This window comes from Jiangella gansuensis DSM 44835 (genome assembly GCF_000515395.1).
GTDB classification, from domain to species: Bacteria; Actinomycetota; Actinomycetes; order Jiangellales; family Jiangellaceae; genus Jiangella; species Jiangella gansuensis.
Genome location: NZ_KI911782.1, coordinates 4,913,276 through 4,932,676, shown reverse-complemented (window position 1 = coordinate 4,932,676; position 19,401 = coordinate 4,913,276). Strand labels below are relative to the sequence as shown.

General features: G+C 68.2%; 15 protein-coding genes and 1 tRNA gene. 13 read left to right on the top strand and 3 right to left on the bottom strand.

Going from position 1 to position 19,401, the window contains the following annotated elements:
• The first annotated feature begins 75 nt into the window (after window positions 1–75).
• From JIAGA_RS0123280 to JIAGA_RS0123235, 10 genes are all read left to right on the top strand, one after another.
• Window positions 76–148 (top strand) — tRNA-Trp (locus tag JIAGA_RS0123280).
• A 77-nt stretch (window positions 149–225) separates the two neighbouring features.
• Window positions 226–474 carry a preprotein translocase subunit SecE gene (secE, locus tag JIAGA_RS0123275; protein WP_026877513.1) on the top strand — a complete coding sequence of 83 codons (249 nt, stop codon included), beginning with the start codon at window positions 226–228 and terminating at the stop codon, window positions 472–474.
• A gap of 45 nt (window positions 475–519) precedes the next feature.
• On the top strand, window positions 520–1,305 hold the full coding sequence (gene nusG / locus JIAGA_RS0123270; RefSeq protein ID WP_245597228.1) for a transcription termination/antitermination protein NusG: 786 nt from the start codon (window positions 520–522) through the stop codon (window positions 1,303–1,305).
• 79 nt (window positions 1,306–1,384) lie between these two features.
• A complete protein-coding gene (gene rplK, locus JIAGA_RS0123265; protein WP_026877511.1) occupies window positions 1,385–1,816 on the top strand; it encodes a 50S ribosomal protein L11 in 432 nt (143 codons plus the stop codon).
• A gap of 81 nt (window positions 1,817–1,897) precedes the next feature.
• Window positions 1,898–2,608, top strand: coding sequence for a 50S ribosomal protein L1 (rplA, locus tag JIAGA_RS0123260; RefSeq protein ID WP_026877510.1), 711 nt, complete (start codon window positions 1,898–1,900; stop codon window positions 2,606–2,608).
• 159 nt (window positions 2,609–2,767) lie between these two features.
• Window positions 2,768–4,468, top strand: coding sequence for an alpha/beta hydrolase (locus tag JIAGA_RS0123255; protein WP_169738929.1), 1,701 nt, complete (start codon window positions 2,768–2,770; stop codon window positions 4,466–4,468).
• Between the two features lie 254 nt (window positions 4,469–4,722).
• Window positions 4,723–5,394 (top strand): 50S ribosomal protein L10, encoded by a 672-nt coding sequence (gene rplJ, locus JIAGA_RS0123250; protein WP_026877508.1) that lies wholly within the window; start codon window positions 4,723–4,725, stop codon window positions 5,392–5,394.
• A 75-nt stretch (window positions 5,395–5,469) separates the two neighbouring features.
• Window positions 5,470–5,865, top strand: coding sequence for a 50S ribosomal protein L7/L12 (gene rplL, locus JIAGA_RS0123245; RefSeq protein ID WP_026877507.1), 396 nt, complete (start codon window positions 5,470–5,472; stop codon window positions 5,863–5,865).
• Between the two features lie 454 nt (window positions 5,866–6,319).
• Window positions 6,320–9,787 (top strand): DNA-directed RNA polymerase subunit beta, encoded by a 3,468-nt coding sequence (gene rpoB / locus JIAGA_RS0123240; RefSeq protein ID WP_051426727.1) that lies wholly within the window; start codon window positions 6,320–6,322, stop codon window positions 9,785–9,787.
• 90 nt (window positions 9,788–9,877) lie between these two features.
• The gene (locus tag JIAGA_RS0123235) at window positions 9,878–13,789 is read left to right on the top strand and encodes a DNA-directed RNA polymerase subunit beta' (protein ID WP_026877505.1); all 3,912 of its coding nucleotides are present in this window, start codon (window positions 9,878–9,880) and stop codon (window positions 13,787–13,789) included.
• A 282-nt stretch (window positions 13,790–14,071) separates the two neighbouring features.
• Here JIAGA_RS0123235 and JIAGA_RS0123230 read toward each other — a convergent pair whose 3' ends face one another.
• Genes JIAGA_RS0123230 through JIAGA_RS0123220 form a run of 3 tightly spaced genes read right to left on the bottom strand, consistent with a single transcriptional unit; the run spans window position 14,072 to window position 15,914 of the window.
• A complete protein-coding gene (locus tag JIAGA_RS0123230) occupies window positions 14,072–14,563 on the bottom strand; it encodes a hypothetical protein (RefSeq protein ID WP_026877504.1) in 492 nt (163 codons plus the stop codon).
• Entirely contained in the window at window positions 14,560–14,880 is a 321-nt protein-coding gene (locus JIAGA_RS33455) for a hypothetical protein (protein WP_051426430.1), read from the bottom strand. Before JIAGA_RS33455 ends, JIAGA_RS0123230 begins: the two co-directional genes overlap by 4 nt.
• Window positions 14,877–15,914 (bottom strand): ADP-ribosyltransferase, encoded by a 1,038-nt coding sequence (locus tag JIAGA_RS0123220; protein ID WP_026877503.1) that lies wholly within the window; start codon window positions 15,912–15,914, stop codon window positions 14,877–14,879. The genes JIAGA_RS33455 and JIAGA_RS0123220 overlap by 4 nt, the downstream gene beginning before the upstream one ends.
• Before the next feature lie 477 nt (window positions 15,915–16,391).
• On the opposite strand from JIAGA_RS0123220, the gene rpsL reads away from it, so the two are divergent.
• From rpsL to fusA, 3 genes are read left to right on the top strand one after another with little or no spacing between them, the layout of a single operon-like run.
• Entirely contained in the window at window positions 16,392–16,766 is a 375-nt protein-coding gene (gene rpsL, locus JIAGA_RS0123215; protein ID WP_026877502.1) for a 30S ribosomal protein S12, read from the top strand.
• Window positions 16,766–17,236, top strand: coding sequence for a 30S ribosomal protein S7 (gene rpsG, locus JIAGA_RS0123210; protein ID WP_026877501.1), 471 nt, complete (start codon window positions 16,766–16,768; stop codon window positions 17,234–17,236). The genes rpsL and rpsG overlap by 1 nt, the downstream gene beginning before the upstream one ends.
• A 47-nt stretch (window positions 17,237–17,283) precedes the next feature.
• Window positions 17,284–19,389 carry an elongation factor G gene (fusA, locus tag JIAGA_RS0123205; protein ID WP_026877500.1) on the top strand — a complete coding sequence of 702 codons (2,106 nt, stop codon included), beginning with the start codon at window positions 17,284–17,286 and terminating at the stop codon, window positions 19,387–19,389.
• The last annotated feature ends 12 nt before the right edge of the window (window positions 19,390–19,401 follow it).

Sequence of the window (19,401 nt, the reverse complement as noted above, 5' to 3'; positions counted from 1 at the left end):
CTTGGGTGGTCGTCCGACCCCCGGCCGAAGTGTGCCCAGGCACGTCTCCGGCCGGAGATCGCAACGTCCTCCCGAAGGGCAGTAGCTCAATTGGTAGAGCACCGGTCTCCAAAACCGGCGGTTGGGGGTTCAAGTCCCTCCTGCCCTGCGCGGCCGCAGCCTGCGGCCTGATCGACGACGACGCCCGGACCAGGCGGCGTACGAGAACACGAGCGAGGTAGGCACGTGACGGAGACCAGCGGCAAGACCGCTACACCCGAGCGTCCCCGGCCGCCACGGCGGCGTGGGCCGTTCGCTCGGCTGTCGCTGTGGGTCCGCCAGGTCGTGGCGGAACTGCGCAAGGTCGTCTACCCGACCCGCAAGCAGCTGCTCACGTACACCGCTGTCGTCCTCGTCTTCGTCGCGATCATGATCACGATCATCTCCCTGCTGGACCTCGGTCTGGGCTGGGCGATGTTCGAGGTCTTCGGCTGAGCCGCTGGCGCGGTCAGCCCAATCCAGGAGGAAGAAGCGCACATCGTGTCCGAGCACGAGTCGACCATCGAGGACATCGAGACCGGTCAGGAGCCCACGGGCGACACCGGTCCGGCTGACGCTGCCGCCGAGGACGAGGCCGTCGCGGCCGAGGGCGCCGGCACGGCCGAGTCCGAGGACGCCGACGCTGTCGAGGCCGAGGGCGCTGAGGCTGGCGAGGATGAGGCCGTCGAGGCCGAGGACAGCGACCCGCTGGCGGAGTTCCGCCGGGTACTGCGGTCGAAGCCGGGCGACTGGTTCGTGGTGCAGACCTATTCGGGCATGGAGAACCGCGTCCGGGCCAATCTGGAGAACCGGATCGGCAGCCTCAACATGGAGGACTACATCTTCGAGATCGAGGTGCCCACCGAAGAGGTCGCCGAGATCAAGAACGGTCAGCGCCGCATGGTGAAGCGCAACCGCTTCCCGGGGTATGTGCTGGTCCGGATGGACATGACCGACGAGTCCTGGTCGGCGGTGCGCAACACCCCCGCCGTCACCGGCTTCGTCGGCCACGCGCACCAGCCCATCCCGCTCGGCCTGGACGAGGTCGAGCGCTGGCTGGCGCCGCAGGTGGCCGAGCAGGCCAAGCCTGCCGAGGAGAAGAAGCAGGTCGAGGTGGTCGACTTCGAGGTCGGTGACTCCGTCATGGTCGTCGACGGACCGTTCGCCACCTTGCACGCCACCATCAACGAGATCAACGCCGACTCGCAGAAGATCAAGGGTCTGGTGGAGATATTCGGCCGCGAGACCCCCGTCGAGCTCTCGTTCAACCAGATCCAGAAGCTCTGACGTACCCCGCGCGCTCCGTCCGGAGCATGCCGGGACAACGGGTAGATCAACGACCCAATCACGACGAAGGACCCGAGGAATGCCAGCGAAGAAGAAGGTCGCAGGCCTGATCAAGCTCCAGATCCAGGCCGGCCAGGCGACCCCCGCGCCGCCCGTGGGCCCCGCGCTGGGCCAGCACGGCGTGAACATCATGGAGTTCTGCAAGGCGTACAACGCGGCTACCGAGTCGCAGCGCGGCAACGTGGTGCCGGTGGAGATCACGGTCTACGAGGACCGGTCCTTCACCTTCATCACCAAGACGCCGCCCGCGGCCCGGCTGATCCTGAAGGCCGCCGGTATCGACAAGGGCTCCGGCGAGCCGCACCGCGCCAAGGTCGCGAGCATCACGCGCGAGCAGCTGCGGGCCATCGCCGAGCAGAAGATGCCCGACCTGAACGCCAACGACCTCGACGCCGCCGAGAAGATCATCGCGGGCACCGCCCGGCAGATGGGTGTCACGGTCGCCGACTGAACCGCGTCGCCGCACCCGCGGTGACCAGTGGGAGGGCCAGCGCTTGGTCCGCACCACGACTCCGGAACACAGGGAGAGAACATGAAGCGCAGCAAGTCCTACCGCGCCGCGGCGGAGAAGATCGACCGCGACCGGCTCTACACCCCGCTCGAGGCCGTCCGTTTGGCCCGCGAGACGTCGACCACCAAGTACGACTCCACCGTCGAGGTGGCGCTCCGGCTCGGTGTCGACCCGCGAAAGGCCGACCAGATGGTCCGCGGCACCGTCAACCTCCCGCACGGCACCGGCAAGACCGCTCGGGTCCTGGTCTTCGCCGTCGGCCCCAAGGCTGAGGAGGCGAAGGCGGCCGGCGCCGACATTGTCGGCGGCGACGAGCTGGTCGAGGAGATCCAAGGCGGGCGTCTGGACTTCGACGCCGTCGTGGCCACCCCGGACATGATGGGCAAGGTCGGCCGGCTGGGTCGCGTGCTCGGCCCGCGAGGCCTGATGCCGAACCCGAAGACCGGCACCGTGACCATGGACGTCGAGAAGGCCGTGTCCGACATCAAGGGCGGCAAGATCGAGTTCCGCGTTGACCGGCACTCGAACCTCCACTTCATCATCGGCAAGGCCTCGTTCTCCGAGCAGGCACTGGCCGAGAACTATGCTGCCGCCCTCGACGAGGTCCACCGGCTCAAGCCGTCCGCGTCCAAGGGCCGGTACATCCGCAAGGCGGCCCTCACCACCACCATGGGCCCGAGCATCCCGCTCGACCCGTCCAAGGTCCGGGCGGCGGAGTCCGCTGACGCATGAGCACCACACCGGTGAGCCGTTGCTGACGGCTCACCGACTGGCGACCGCCGCGAGACAGCCTGGCTGCACGCGGCGGTCGCCTTGTCATGTGCCCAGGGCGTGGTGTCGGTGACGCAACTGCTCGACCGGGCAGTGATGCGAGGCCGCACGCTCCCGTCCGTGCGCCGCATCCCCCTACTCGGCCGGTTCCTGAACTGGCTGACACCCGACTTCGGCGGCATCATCGGTGCCGCCTGCTTCTTCTGCTGGTCGCTCACGCCGTCCCTGCTGCCACGCACCTGGATCTACCAGGCCATGGTGAGCGGTCTCACCGCCACCATCGGCTACGCGCTGGGCGTGTTGATCGCATGGGTCGTTCGCCTGGTGCTCCGCCGGGTGCGCCCGGCGCTGCTCGCCCCGTCGCGACGGGTCCGGCTGATCGCGTGGTGGTCGTTGGGGGTGACGACGTCCGGCGCGGCGGCGTGGTACCTGACGTCGACGGCCGGGTGGCAGACCGAGCTGCGCACGCTCATGGGCGTGCCGAGCCCCGGGCCCAACCACTATCTGCTGCTCCTGCTGGTGGCCGGTGCCATCTTCATCGTCTTCCTGGCAGCCGGCCGGCTGATCCGTGGTGCGTCCCGCCGGCTGCGCCGGTTCTTCGCCCGGTGGGTGCCGCCGTTGGCGGCGCTGGTCGCGTCGGTGCTGTGTGTCACGGGGTTGGCGTTCTGGTCGTGGACCGGACTGCTCTATCCGTCGTTGCTGGGCGTCGCCAATGACGCGTTCGCCGCAGTCAACATGGAGACCGAGGCCGGCAACAATGCCCCCACCAGCACCAGCCATTCCGGCGGTCCGGGGTCGCTCGTGTCGTGGGACTCGCTGGGACGCAAGGGACGCGAGTTCGTGTCGTCCGGCCCGACCGTCGGTGAGCTGACGCGGTTCAACGGCCGGCCGGCCATGAACCCGGTCCGGGCCTACATCGGTATGGACTCCGCGGAGACGCCGGCCGGCCTGGCGTCGCTGGCGGTGCGTGAGCTGGAACGGGCCGGCGGCTTCGAGCGCGAGGTGCTCGTCGTCGTCACCACCACCGGCACCGGCTGGGTGGACGGCGCAGCCGCCGACGCGCTGGAGTACCTCTACAACGGCGACTCCGCGATCGTCGCGGTGCAGTATTCGTATCTGCCCAGCTGGATCTCGTTCGTCGCCGACCAGGAGCAGGTACGTCTCGCCGGCACGGCACTGTTCGACGCGGTCCACGCCGCCTGGGCGGAGCTACCGGAGGACGACCGCCCGAAGCTCATCGTCTACGGCGAGAGCCTCGGCGCCATGGGCAGCGGCGCGGCGTTCGACTCGTTGGAGGACCTGCAGAGCAAGGTCGACGGCGCGCTGTGGGTCGGATCGCCGGACCACCACGACCTGCGCACCACGTTCACCGCCGAGCGTGAACCCGGCTCGCCGTCCCGGTTGCCGGTGTACCAGGGTGGCGGCGAGGTGAAGTTCTGGGGCGGCTGGCAGGAACCGCTGGACCTGGACTTCGACGACGATGCACCGCCGGTGCTGTTCCTGCAGCACGCCTCCGACCCGGTGACGCTGTGGTCGTGGGATCTGATGTTCAGCCGGCCGGAGTGGATCGACGAAGAGCACGGTCCGGACGTGCTGCCCACCCTCGACTGGTATCCGTTCGTCACCTTCTGGCAGATCACCGCCGACATGGCCCTTTCGGCCACGGTGCCGGCCGGGCACGGGCACAACTACGGCGGCGAGCTCGTCGACGCCTGGCTGGCCGTCGCGCCGCCGGAGAACTGGCCGGATGAGCGGACCGAGGAATTGCGCAACATGGTCCACTCCTTCCGAGCCGACCAGGCCACCGGCCCTCTGGGCTGACCTCCCCTCTCCAGAAGTGGGGCGGATTTGGCGTCGCGCGTGCCAGGCCCGTATGATTCATCGTGCCAAAGACCGCCGGTCTCACGGTCGCCAGTCGATCGTGACGAAGGTCCCGCAGCCATGTGGGCGGCCCGCGCAGGTGAGAGTGAACGTCGACATCGGCTTCTGCCGGTGTGACCGCCGCCCCGCGCCTGCGCCGGGGCGTTTTTCATGTCCGTGGGCTCGCCGGCACCACCATCTGCAGAAGGAGCCGCATGGCGAGGCCTGACAAGGCAGCCGCGGTCGCGGATCTGGCGGACGAGTTCCGTTCCAGCAACGCGGTCGTGCTGACCGAGTACCGCGGCCTCACCGTCAAGCAGCTGACGGACCTCCGTCGGTCGCTCGGTGGGAACGCGTCCTACGCCGTGGTGAAGAACACGCTGACCAAGATCGCGGCCAAAGAGGCCGGGATCGATGGGCTCGACCAGTACCTGACCGGTCCGTCGGCCATCGCCTTCGTCAAGGGCGACCCGGTCGAGGCCGCCAAGGGCCTGCGTGACTTCGCCAAGGCCAACCCCGTCCTCGTCGTGAAGGGCGGCCTGCTCGAGGGCGCGCCGCTCTCGAGCGAGGAGATCACGAAGCTCGCCGACCTCGAGTCGCGTGAGGTTCTGCTGTCCAAGCTGGCCGGTGCGATGAAGGCGTCGCTGCAGAACGCGGTGTCGCTGTTCGCCGCCCCGCTGGCGCAGACCGCTCGCGTCGTCGAGGCGCTGCGGCAGAAGGCCGAGGCCGACCCCAGCATCCTCGCGGGTGGTGCCGGCACGCCGGCCCCCGCCGCGGAGGAGCCCGCTGCCGAGGCTGCCGCCGAGACGGCTGAGGCGCCGGCCGAGGCCGCCGCCGACGCGCCCGCCGAGGCCGATGCCCCGGCGGCGGAGCAGAACGAGGGCTGACCCCGGGGGTCGTCACGAGACCCCGAGCCCGTACGACAACCGGCATCAGCCGACCAGAGAAAGGAACCCGCCACCATGGCGAAGCTCAACACCGAGGAGCTCCTGGACGCGTTCAAGGAGATGTCCCTCATCGAGCTCTCCGAGTTCGTGAAGAAGTTCGAGGAGACCTTCGAGGTCACCGCGGCCGCTCCGGTCGCCGTCGCTGCCGCGGCTCCGGCCGCCGGTGGTGCGGGTGGCGGCGAGGCCGCCGCCGAGGAGAAGGACGAGTTCGACGTCATCCTCGAGTCGGCCGGCGACAAGAAGATCCAGGTCATCAAGGAGGTCCGCGGGCTCACCTCGCTCGGCCTCAAGGAGGCCAAGGACCTCGTCGAGGCCGCTCCGAAGCCGCTGCTGGAGAAGGTCAACAAGGAGGCTGCCGACAAGGCCAAGGAGGCCCTCGAGGGCGCCGGCGCCACTGTCAGCATCAAGTGAGTCTCTGACCACTCGACAGCTCTCTACGGCCGGGTCCGGCATCCCCACGCGGGGTGCCGGACCCGGCCGTTTCGGCTCTCTGTCGGCTTGGCCCGGGGCGCGGCACGGTTGCCGTCGGCTGGGCCTCGCGGCGACCGGCGCGCCGGCCAGAATGGATCTGGACAACTGTTCGGGATCGTCGACATCTGGCTCTGACCACGGTGAACACGGTCGTCAAGGGGAGAAAACGACCACATCGCGGGCGTCGGTGCTTGACGCGGGCGACCTCCTGACGAGATGCTGAGGGGGCACAGAGGTGGGAGATGCCAGGGAGAGCGACGGGCAGAGTGGCGAACCACTCGACAGCAGTGTGCCCTTTGGGTTAGACTGCAGCTTTGCGCTGCCCTTCGCCGATGCTGCCCGTGTGGGTTGAGGACCGCGCTTGCATTCCGACCGTGTGCCCTCGGAAGGACCCCTGTTGGCCGTCACGCCTACCACCACTGCTGGCTCCGTCTCGCGTCGCATTTCCTTTGCCAAGATTCGCGAACCCCTCGAGGTTCCGAACCTTCTCGCCCTTCAGATAGACAGCTTCGACTGGCTCCTCGGTAACTCGCGCTGGCAGGCGCGAGTGGCCGCCGCCGGGGCCGAGGGGCGCACCGACGTCAACTCGACCTCGGGGCTGCAGGAGATCCTGGACGAGATCAGCCCGATCGAGGACTTCTCGGCGACCATGTCGCTGTCGTTCTCCAATCCTCGCTTCGAGGACCCCAAGAACAGCATCGACGAGTGCAAGATGCGTGACTTCACGTACTCCGCACCGCTGTTCGTCACCGCCGAGTTCATCAACAACGAGACCGGCGAGATCAAGTCCCAGACGGTCTTCATGGGTGACTTCCCGCTCATGACCCCCAAGGGGACGTTCATCGTCAACGGCACCGAGCGGGTCGTCGTCTCGCAGCTCGTGCGGTCCCCGGGCGTCTACTTCGAGCGCACGCTCGACAAGACGTCGGACAAGGACATCTACACGGCCAAGGTCATCCCGTCCCGCGGTGCCTGGCTGGAGTTCGAGGTCGACAAGCGCGACATGGTCGGTGTCCGCCTGGACCGCAAGCGCAAGCAGAACGTCACGGTGCTGCTCAAGGCCATGGGGTGGACCAACGAGCAGATCCTCGAGGAGTTCGGCGACTACGAGTCGATGCGCGCCACCCTGGAGAAGGACCACACCACCACCCAGGACGAGGCGCTGCTCGACATCTACCGCAAGATGCGCCCGGGTGAGCCGCCGACGCGTGAGGCCGCCCAGCAGCTGCTGGAGAACGCCTACTTCAACCCCAAGCGCTACGACCTCGCCCGGGTCGGCCGCTACAAGCTGAGCAAGAAGCTGGGCCTGGATCTGGCGCTGGACCAGAGCACGCTGACCATCGACGACATCATCGGCACGCTGCGCTACCTGGTGCGGCTGCACGCCGGCGAGACCGAGCTCACCAACGGCGAGCTCACGGTCCCGGTCGAGGTCGACGACATCGACCACTTCGGCAACCGGCGCATCCGTACGGTCGGCGAGCTCATCCAGAACCAGGTCCGCACCGGTCTGTCCCGCATGGAGCGCGTCGTCCGCGAGCGCATGACCACGCAGGACGTCGAGGCCATCACGCCGCAGACGCTGATCAACATCCGGCCGGTCGTGGCCGCGATCAAGGAGTTCTTCGGAACCTCCCAGCTGTCGCAGTTCATGGACCAAACCAACCCCCTGGCGGGGCTGACGCACAAGCGCCGGCTCAACGCACTGGGTCCGGGTGGTCTGTCGCGTGAGCGCGCCGGCATGGAGGTCCGTGACGTCCACCCGTCGCACTACGGCCGCATGTGCCCGATCGAGACCCCGGAGGGTCCGAACATCGGTCTGATCGGCTCGCTGGCCACCTACGGTCGCATCAACGCCTTCGGGTTCATCGAGACGCCGTACCGCCGTGTCGTCGACGGCCGGGTCACCGACGACATCGAGTACCTGAGCGCCGACGAGGAGGACCGCCGGGTCATCGCCCAGGCCAACGCGCAGCTGGCCGAGGACGGCCACTTCGCCGAGGAGAAGGTGCTGGTCCGCAAGCGTGGCGGCGAGATCGAGACCGTCCCGGGCGACCAGGTCGACTACATGGACGTGTCGCCGCGGCAGATGGTGTCCGTCGCCACCGCGATGATCCCGTTCCTCGAGCACGACGACGCCAACCGTGCGCTCATGGGTTCCAACATGCAGCGCCAGGCCGTGCCGCTGCTGCGTTCGGAGTCGCCGCTGGTCGGTACCGGTATGGAGTCGCACGCGGCCGAGGACGCCGGCGACGTCGTGCTGGCCGAGAAGAGCGGCGTGGTCACCGAGCTGTCGGCCGACTACGTCACCATCATGGCCGACGACGGCACCTACCAGACCTACCAGCTGGCCAAGTTCCGCCGGTCCAACGCGGGGTCGTGCATCAACCAGCGGCCCATCGTCGACGAGGGTCAGCGGGTCGAGGCCGGCCAGGTCATCGCCGACGGTCCGTCCACCGAGCTCGGTGAGATGGCGCTGGGCAAGAACCTGCTGGTGGCGTTCATGTCCTGGGAGGGGCACAACTACGAGGACGCCATCGTCATCTCCCAGCGCCTGATCCAGGACGACGTCCTCACGTCGATCAAGATCGAGGAGCACGAGGTCGACGCCCGCGACACCAAGCTGGGCCCGGAGGAGATCACCCGCGACATCCCGAACGTGTCCGACGAGGTCCTCGCAGACCTCGACGAGCGCGGCATCATCCGGATCGGCGCGGAGGTCACCAACGGCGACATCCTGGTCGGCAAGGTCACGCCCAAGGGCGAGACCGAGCTGACGCCGGAGGAGCGGCTGCTGCGGGCCATCTTCGGCGAGAAGGCGCGCGAGGTGCGCGACACTTCGCTGAAGGTGCCCCACGGCGAGTCCGGCAAGGTCATCGGCGTGCGGGTGTTCGACCGCGACGAGGGCGACGAGCTCCCGCCGGGCGTCAACCAGCTGGTCCGCGTCTACATCGCGCAGATGCGCAAGATCCAGGACGGCGACAAGCTGGCCGGCCGCCACGGCAACAAGGGCGTCATCGCCAAGATCCTCCCAGTCGAGGACATGCCGTTCCTCGAGGACGGCACCCCGGTCGACATGGTCCTCAACCCGCTGGGTGTGCCCAGCCGGATGAACCTCGGCCAGGTCATGGAGACCCACCTCGGGTGGGTGGCCAAGACCGGCTGGCAGGTCGAGGGCGACGACGAGGAGTGGAAGACCCGCCTGCGGGGGATCGGTGCCGCCGAGGCGCCGGCCAACACCAAGGTGGCGACACCGGTGTTCGACGGTGCCCGCGAGGACGAGATCGCCGGCCTGCTGGCCTCCACGCTGAAGACCCGCGACGGCGTCCGCCTCGTGGGCGGCGACGGCAAGGCGCAGCTGTTCGACGGCCGGTCCGGTGAGCCGTTCCCGAAGCCGGTGGCGGTGGGCTACATGTACATCCTGAAGCTCAACCACCATGTGGACGACAAGATCCACGCCCGGTCCACGGGTCCGTACTCGATGGTCACCCAGCAGCCGCTGGGTGGTAAGGCGCAGTTCGGCGGCCAGCGCTTCGGCGAGATGGAGGTCTGGGCGCTGCAGGCCTACGGCGCGGCGTACGCGCTGCAGGAGCTGCTCACCATCAAGTCCGACGACGTTCCCGGCCGGGTCAAGGTCTACGAGGCCATCGTCAAGGGTGAGAACATCCCCGAGTCGGGGATTCCCGAGTCGTTCAAGGTGCTCTTCAAGGAGATGCAGGCGTTGTGCCTCAACGTCGAAGTGCTCTCCAGCGACGGTTCCCAGATCGAGATGCGAGAGACCGACGAAGACGTCTTCCGCGCTGCTGAAGAACTCGGTATCGACCTGTCACGGCGCGAGCCGAGCAGCGTCGAAGAGGTCTGACGGGTGGTGGGAGGCCGCCTCGCGACGGCCTCCCACGTCCGCCAGCCACACCCGTAAGACCTGACGACGACATCTGAGAGAAGGACACACGTGCTCGACGTCAACTTCTTCGACGAGCTACGCATCGGCCTCGCGACCGCCGACAACATCCGTGAGTGGTCGCACGGCGAGGTCAAGAAGCCGGAAACCATCAACTACCGCACCCTCAAGCCGGAGAAGGACGGGCTCTTCTGCGAGAAGATCTTCGGCCCCACCCGCGACTGGGAGTGCTACTGCGGCAAGTACAAGCGCGTCCGCTTCAAGGGCATCATCTGTGAGCGCTGTGGCGTCGAGGTCACGCGCGCCAAGGTGCGCCGGGAGCGGATGGGGCACATCGAGCTGGCCGCGCCGGTCACGCACATCTGGTACTTCAAGGGTGTGCCGTCCCGGCTCGGGTACCTGCTCGACCTCGCGCCGAAGGACCTCGAGAAGGTCATCTACTTCGCCGCCTACATGATCACCTCGGTCGACGAGGAGGCGCGCCACCGCGACCTGTCCTCGCTAGAGGGCCAGATCGACGTCGAGCGCAAGCAGGTCGAGCAGCGCCGCGACGCCGACGTCGAGGCGCGGGCCAAGAAGCTCGAGGCCGACCTCGCCGAGCTCGAGGCCGAGGGCGCCAAGGGCGACGTTCGCCGCAAGGTCAAGGAGTCGGCCGAGCGGGAGATGAGCCAGCTGCGCAAGCGCGCGGATGCCGAGATCGACCGGCTCAACGCCGTGTGGGACCGCTTCCGCAACCTCAAGGTCCAGGACCTCGAGGGCGACGAGATGCTCTACCGCGAGATGCGCGACCGCTTCGGTCAGTACTTCCGCGGCGGCATGGGCGCCCAGGCGATCAAGGAGCGGCTCGAGACCTTCGACCTCGAGGCCGAGGCGGAGAAGCTGCGTGACCTGATCCGCACCGGCAAGGGTCAGAAGAAGACCCGCGCGCTGAAGCGGCTCAAGGTCGTGTCGCCGTTCCTGACCACCCGCAACGACCCGCGCGGCATGGTGCTGGACGCGGTCCCGGTGATCCCGCCGGACCTGCGCCCGATGGTGCAGCTCGACGGTGGCCGGTTCGCCACCAGCGACCTCAACGACCTGTACCGCCGCGTGATCAACCGGAACAACCGCCTCAAGCGGCTGCTCGACCTGGGTGCGCCGGAGATCATCGTCAACAACGAGAAGCGGATGCTGCAGGAGTCCGTGGACGCGCTGTTCGACAACGGCCGCCGCGGCCGCCCGGTCACCGGGCCGGGTAACCGTCCGCTGAAGTCGATCTCCGACATGCTCAAGGGCAAGCAGGGCCGGTTCCGTCAGAACCTGCTGGGTAAGCGCGTCGACTACTCGGGCCGTTCGGTCATCGTCGTCGGCCCGCAGCTCAAGCTGCACCAGTGCGGCCTGCCCAAGGGCATGGCGATCGAGCTGTTCAAGCCGTTCGTCATGAAGCGGCTGGTCGACCTGTCGCACGCGCAGAACATCAAGAGCGCCAAGCGCATGGTCGAGCGGGCCCGCCCGGTCGTCTGGGACGTGCTGGAGGAGGTCATCGCCGAACACCCGGTGCTGCTGAACCGGGCGCCGACGCTGCACCGTCTCGGCATCCAGGCGTTCGAGCCGCAGCTCATCGAGGGCAAGGCGATCCAGATCCACCCGCTGGTCTGCACGGCGTTCAATGCCGACTTCGACGGCGACCAGATGGCGGTGCACCTGCCGCTGTCCGCCGAGGCGCAGGCCGAGGCCCGGGTCCTGATGCTGTCCAGCAACAACATCCTCAAGCCGGCCGACGGCCGGCCGGTGACCATGCCGACGCAGGACATGGTGCTGGGCATCTTCTTCCTGACCTCCGACCGCAGCGACCAGATCGGCGAGGGCCGGGCGTTCTCATCCGTCGCCGAGGGCATCGCCGCGTTCGACCGCGGTGAGCTGTCGCTGCAGGCGCCGATCACCATCCGGGTGAATGACGTCGTGCCGCCGGCGGGCTTCGAGGTCCCCGAGGACTGGGAAGCCGGGCAGCCGCTGACGCTGCGCACCACGCTGGGCCGGGCGCTGTTCAACGAGGCGCTGCCGCGGGACTACCCGTTCGTCGACGCCGTCGTCGACAAGAAGCAGCTGGGCAGCATCGTCAACGACCTCGCCGAGCGTTACCCGAAGATCCAGGTCGCGTCCACACTGGACGCGCTGAAGGAGATCGGGTTCCACTGGGCCACCCGGTCGGGTGTGACGGTGTCGTTCGACGACGTCGTGGCGCCGGACACGAAGGCGCAGATCCTGGAGGGCTTCGAGGCCAAGGCCGAGAAGGTCGAGCGCAACTTCGCCCGCGGTGTCATCTCCGATGGCGAGCGGCGCGAGGAGCTCATCGACATCTGGACCGACGCGACGAACGCCGTCGACGTGGCGATGCGCGAGTCGTTCACCTCGGAGAACGCCATCGACATCATGGTCACCTCCGGTGCCCGTGGTAACTGGATGCAGATCCGGCAGCTGGCCGGCATGCGTGGACTGGTCGCCAACCCGAAGGGTGAGACCATCCCGCGGCCGATCAAGGCGAGCTTCCGCGAGGGCCTGTCCGTGGTCGAGTTCTTCATCTCCACGCACGGTGCTCGTAAGGGTCTGGCCGACACCGCGCTGCGTACCGCCGACTCCGGGTACCTCACCCGGCGTCTGGTGGACGTGTCGCAGGACGTCATCATCCGCGAGGTCGACTGTGGCACCGACCGTGGTCTGGCGCTGCCGATCGCGGCGGCCGGTGTCGACGGCAAGCTCGTGGTCGACGAGCACGTCGAGACGTCGGTGTACGCGCGGTCGCTGGCCGAGGACGTCCTGGCCGCGGACGGCACCAAGGTGGCGTCGGCCGGTGACGACCTCGGCGATGTCGAGATCGGCCGCCTGGCGGCCGCGGGCATCGAGCAAGTCCGCGTGCGCAGCGTCCTGACCTGCGAGAGCAAGACCGGCGTCTGCGCGATGTGCTACGGCCGGTCGCTGGCCTCCGGCAAGCTGGTCGACGTCGGCGAGGCCGTCGGCATCATCGCCGCGCAGTCCATCGGTGAGCCCGGTACCCAGCTGACCATGCGGACGTTCCACACCGGCGGTGTCGCCGGTGAGGACATCACGCACGGTCTGCCGCGTGTGGTCGAGCTGTTCGAGGCGCGTGCCCCGAAGGGCAAGGCTCCGCTGTCGGAGGTCTCCGGCCGGATCCGCATCGAGGAGGACGCGAAGGGCGCCCACGCCGTCATCGTCCCCGACGACGGCACGGACGAGCAGTCCTTCCCGCTGTCGCGCCGTGTGTTCGAGTGGACCAACCGGCGCGCCCCGGGCATCGCCCAGTGGCGTGTCCAGGACGGCGACCGCGTCGACGTCGGCGAACTGCTGCACTCCGGTACGGCCGACCCGCACGACGTGCTGCGGGTCCAGGGCCAGCGGGCGGTCCAGGTCTTCCTGACCGACCAGGTCCAGGAGGTCTACCGGTCGCAGGGTGTGTCCATCCACGACAAGCACATCGAGATCATCGTGCGGCAGATGCTGCGCCGGGTCACGGTGCTCGAGAGCGGCACCACCGACCTGCTCCCCGGTGAACTGGTCGAGCGGTCCCGCTTCGAGGAGGAGAACCGTCGTGCGGTGGCCGAGGGCGGTCAGCCGGCCTCGGGTCGTCCGCAGCTGATGGGCATCACGAAGGCGTCGCTGGCCACCGACTCGTGGCTGTCGGCGGCGTCGTTCCAGGAGACCACCCGGGTGCTCACGGAGGCGGCCATCAACGCCAAGTCCGACCCGCTGATCGGTCTGAAGGAGAACGTCATCCTCGGTAAGCTCATCCCGGCCGGTACGGGTCTGCCCCGCTACCGCAACCTGCGGGTCGAGCCGACTGAGGAAGCCAAGGCGGCCATGTACTCCATGGTCGACTACGGCGCCGACTACACCGACTACGAGTTCGGCCAGGGCTCCGGCGAGGCTGTTCGCCTGGAGGACTACGACTTCGGCTCGTACAACTGAGGTTCGCGAGCCGAGTCTGACTGACCAGCGGCGCCGCCGTCCGCGTGAGGGACGGCGGCGCCGCTGGTTTACTGTGTGCCCACTTCGATAACCCGGCGGGCACCTCAAGGGCCGCAGTCGTGCGTGGACCCGGGTGCCCGGCGCCGCAGCACCGCAGGGGTTATTGACGTCGGATCCGCTCTATCGACGTCGCGGCGAGATTCGGCACCGGCGTGAGCGGCGATGGGACACTCCGAGGCGAAGGCGGGTGAACACCGATGCCCAGGTGCGGCTGGGCGGGCGTCAGCGCAGGTCGCCGGCGAACTTGCCCGGGTTGGTGACAGTGACCGCCGGGCGCCGTTGGGCGGCGTCAACCTCGTCGCGGACTCTGCTGACGAGCTCGTCGGTGCTCGCCGGGAGCCCGGCCGGCGGGGCCGGCTCAGCTGCGTCCGGGCGGAGCTCCTCGACGAACACCACGGGCTGCCCGTCGTCGAGGGTGACTGCCCGCACCGGCCGGAACACGGTGCCGGGCAGGAAGACCACTTCGGCTTCGGCCGGGTTCTGCGCGAAGAACCCGAGATCCCGACCGTGGTGCCCCGCGACCGCGAGCACGCCGGCCGCGGTGAAGTTCTCGGTGGCGACGCGCGGGTCGCGGGACGTGGCGGTCAGTCCCTGGGTCACCAGCGTCCCGTCCGGGGGCGCGGCGCCGGCGGCGAGCCCGCGGTAGGTGAGCCCGGGCGCGGGCGGCAGCTTCTCCAACGCAGTGAGCAGCCCTGCGAGCGGCGACTCGGTCATCCTGGCGGGTTCCCCTCGTCCTCTGGGTCCGGACGAGCCGACTCGGCCTTGGCGCGCTTCTCTGCCTCTACCTTGCGCTTGGCCTTCTCCGCTCGCGCGCGCTTTTCCTCGTCGGTGTAGTAGTGGATAGTGCCGTCGGGCATCATCCTGCCGACGCTCCTCGGTGCTTCGTCGTAGGCCGCCTTCTCCAGGCCCAGGTCTCCAGGCGCGAACGTCTTGCCTTCGGCCTCCTTCAAGGCAGCGTCCCGGACGCGTTCCATGTACGCCGCCTGCTCTTCGTCGGTCATCTTCTCGAACTCGTCCCAGTCGAAGCTCACGACTTCACCTCACGTACCGCGATGTGCCAACACTGCTTGGCATCGTCCCATCTTCGTGCGACAACATAGAACTGGGCAGCCGGTTTGAAGAGGATCTCCACCTCGGTGCCATACTCAGACAGCTGCTGGATGTCGGCGCCGGTGCGGCCGGTGATGGTGATGAACGCATTGCGGCCACCGCGGAACCTCTCAGCAACGGCAGCATCGACGGACGTACTCGTGAAAGCCGCGTAGGTGACCACCTGACCTTCCACCCAGTCGTCGAGGACGTCGTCGGGGAGTCCGGTGCCGCGGAACGAAACGCCAGGGCGGGGCGGGAGCTTGGACAGCCCGGACACGGCGTTGGCGATCAACTGTTCGAGCTCGGCGCGATCAGCAAGCGGCAAGTGCGCGGGATCACGCAGATACCCGTTGATGCGCCGCACGCCGTGAGCAGTCGTGTACTCGTAGATGGCGAGGACCTCGTCGACCGTGAGGCGGGGGTAGCGCTCGACGACGGCCTCGGCCCATTCCCGGGTGCCTTTGGCCGCTTCGATGTCGCTGAGGTCCGGCAGGGGCGGCGGCGCGTCGCCCGGCTCGCCGGGGGGACCGGTGACGTGGCCTTGGCCGGTGGGTGCCGAGGAGATGTCGGGAGCGAGAAATCTCGGCTCGGCCGCCGGGGGAGCGGCGACGCCGCCGGCCGCCGCCGGTGGGGCGACCGCCCCGTCCGGAGCAACGGCGGGCAGCGAGGCGGCTGGGCTGAGCAGCGCCGCGAGGGCATCGGCCTCAGCGCCCAGCACGGCGGTGACCTGGTCGGCCGCGGTGTCGAGGATGTGGTCCATCTCGACCGCGAGGTCGCCGAGGGCCGCCGTCAGGCCGGCGCTGCCGGGCTGTGGCCCAGCGGCGGTGATGGCATGGGTGATGCGTGCGACGTCGTCACGAGCGCGCCGCCCGAGCTGGTCGAACTCCTCCTGGGCGGCCGCGGACAGCTCCTCGAGGGCGTCGGCGGCCGTGCGGACCGCGCCGCCCCGCGCCGAGCCAGGCGCATGCTTCATACCTCCTGTAGGTGCCTCCCGATCCCCCGATGTGACGCCCACCACCGGAACAACTGCGAAGAGCCGTCGAGAAGGCGCCACGAGCGTGCCCGTCGCGTCGCTTTCAAACGACGCACGGCGTGCGGGCGTGACCGGCGGGGTGCGGTGGGATACGGTGCCATCATCGCGCCCCAGTTCTTCGGTAGGCGCCCACTTTGACCTGGGTCCCCCTGACCAGGTAACCTCAATCTTCGTGCCTGGACTGCTCCGGGCAATCCGGCGCGCCCAGCGTCACACGCTGGCGCATACCGGACAGATCAACCGACCACACCGATCGGGAGCTGCGATCGTGCGGCGTGGGACCGGGCCGACACGCCCGACCGCGGGGGTCGCGACAAGGCACCCGTGACCTGCGCCGACAACGGCGAACGGCCGGTGTGTAACCCGGAAACCAGACCAGTCGAGGCAGTTCGACACAGCAAAGGACACGGAGACGTAGTGCCTACGATCCAGCAGTTGGTCCGCAAGGGCCGCCAGGACAAGGTCGCCAAGAACAAGACCCCGGCGCTCAAGGGCAGCCCGCAGCGACGCGGCGTGTGCACCCGTGTGTACACCACCACGCCGAAGAAGCCGAACTCGGCTCTCCGGAAGGTCGCCCGCGTCAAGCTGACCAGCCAGATCGAGGTCACCGCATACATCCCGGGCGTCGGTCACAACCTTCAGGAGCACTCGATGGTGCTCGTGCGCGGCGGCCGTGTGAAGGACCTGCCCGGCGTCCGCTACAAGATCATCCGCGGTTCGCTCGACACCCAGGGTGTGAAGAACCGCAAGCAGGCACGCAGCCGGTACGGTGCGAAGAAGGAGAAGAGCTGATGCCGCGTAAGGGCCCCGCTCCGAAGCGGCCGGTCGTCGTCGACCCGGTCTACGGTTCGCCGCTGGTCACCCAGCTGGTCAACAAGGTGCTCGTCGACGGCAAGAAGTCGGTCGCCGAGAGCATCGTCCACGGCGCCCTGGAGGGCTGCCGGGAGAAAACCGGCACCGACCCCGTCGTCACCCTGAAGCGCGCTCTCGACAACGTCAAGCCGACCCTCGAGGTCCGCAGCCGCCGCGTCGGTGGCGCGACCTACCAGGTGCCGATCGAGGTGCGCGCCGGCCGCAGCACCACGCTGGCTCTGCGTTGGCTGGTCAGCTACTCCCGCGCGCGTCGTGAGAAGACCATGACCGAGCGGCTGATGAACGAGATCCTCGATGCCTCCAACGGCCTGGGCGCCAGCGTGAAGCGGCGCGAGGACACCCACAAGATGGCCGAGTCGAACAAGGCCTTCGCGCACTACCGCTGGTAGTCGCGGTCGAGTCGACGAGACCACACAAGGAAGCGAACTCAACGCACATGGCGACCGACCTCCGCAAGCTCGATCTGGCCAAGGTCCGCAACATCGGCATCATGGCCCACATCGACGCCGGCAAGACCACGACCACCGAGCGGATCCTGTACTACACCGGTATCAACTACAAGATCGGTGAAGTCCATGACGGCGCAGCCACCATGGACTGGATGGAGCAGGAGCAGGAGCGGGGCATCACCATCACCTCCGCTGCCACCACCTGCGAGTGGGACGACCACACCATCAACATCATCGACACGCCCGGCCACGTCGACTTCACGGTCGAGGTCGAGCGGTCGCTGCGCGTCCTGGACGGCGCGGTCGCCGTGTTCGACGGCGTCGCGGGTGTCGAGCCGCAGTCGGAGACCGTCTGGCACCAGGCCAACAAGTACGGCGTTCCGCGCATCTGTTTCGTCAACAAGCTCGACCGCACCGGCGCGGAGTTCCACCGCTGCGTCGACATGATCGTGTCGCGGCTGAAGGCCACCCCGCTGGTGCTGCAGCTGCCGATCGGCGCCGAGGCCGACTTCCGTGGCCTCGTCGACCTGGTCGACATGAAGGCCATGGTCTGGTCGGCTGAGACGCCGCTGGGCGAGATGTACGACACCGTCGACATCCCGGACACCCACACCGAGGCCGCGGCCGAGTGGCGCGACAAGCTGCTGGAGACCATCGCCGAGAACGACGAGGCGATGATGGAGCTCTACCTCGAGGGCAAGGAGCCCGACCGCGACGAGCTGATCGCCGCGATCCGCCGGGCCACCATCGCCGGCAACCTGACCCCGGTGCTGACCGGCTCGGCGTTCAAGAACAAGGGCGTACAGCCCATGCTCGACGCCGTCGTGCGGTATCTGCCGTCGCCGCTGGACGTCGGTGCGGTCGAGGGCCACGCGGTCAACGACGAGGCCGAGGTCATCACCCGTGAGCCGGACGAGGATGCTCCGCTGTCGTCGCTGGCGTTCAAGATCATGGCCGACCCGCACCTCGGCAAGCTCACGTTCGTCCGGGTCTACTCGGGCACGTTGACGGCCGGGACCATGGTGCTGAACAGCACCAAGGGCAACAAGGAGCGCATCGGCAAGATCTACCGGATGCACGCGAACAAGCGTGAGGAGATCGAGAAGGCCAGCGCGGGTCAGATCGTCGCGGTGATGGGTCTGAAGAACACCACCACCGGTGACACGCTCTCCGATTCCGGCAAGCCGGTCATCCTCGAGTCGATGAAGTTCCCGGCGCCGGTCATCCACGTGGCGATCGAGCCGAAGACCAAGAGCGACCAGGAGAAGCTCGGTACCGCCATCCAGCGGCTGGCCGAGGAAGACCCGACGTTCCAGGTCCGCACCGACGAGGAGACCGGCCAGACCGTCATCTCGGGCATGGGCGAGCTGCACCTCGAGGTGCTGGTCGACCGCATGAAGCGTGAGTTCAAGGTCGAGGCGAACGTCGGCAAGCCGCAGGTCGCCTACCGCGAGACCATCCGCCGCAAGGTCGAGAAGGTCGAGTACACGCACAAGAAGCAGACGGGTGGCTCGGGCCAGTTCGGCCGCGTCATCATCGACATCGAGCCGACGGGTGGCGACGGCGACGGGGGCTACGAGTTCGTCAACGCCGTCACGGGTGGCCGCATCCCGCGGGAGTACATCCCGTCGGTCGATGCCGGCTGCCAGGAGGCCATGGAGTTCGGTGTCGTCGCCGGCTTCCCGTTGGTCGACGTGAAGGTGACGCTGCAGGACGGCGCCTACCACGACGTCGACTCCTCGGAGCTGGCGTTCAAGATCGCCGGTTCGATGGCGTTCAAGGAAGCTGCTCGGCGCGCCGACCCGGTGTTGCTCGAGCCGATGTTCGAGGTCGAGGTGTCCACGCCCGACGAGTACATGGGTGACGTCATCGGTGACCTCAACTCCCGCCGTGGTCAGATCCAGGCCATGGAGGAGCGTGCCGGCCAGCGCATCGTCAAGGCGCTGGTCCCGCTGTCGGAGATGTTCGGCTACGTCGGTGACCTCCGCAGCAAGACCCAGGGCCGGGCCAGCTACTCGATGCAGTTCGACTCCTACGCTGAGGTTCCTCGGAACGTGGCGGAAGAGATCATCAAGAAGGTCCGGGGAGAGTAATCTCTGCGGGGC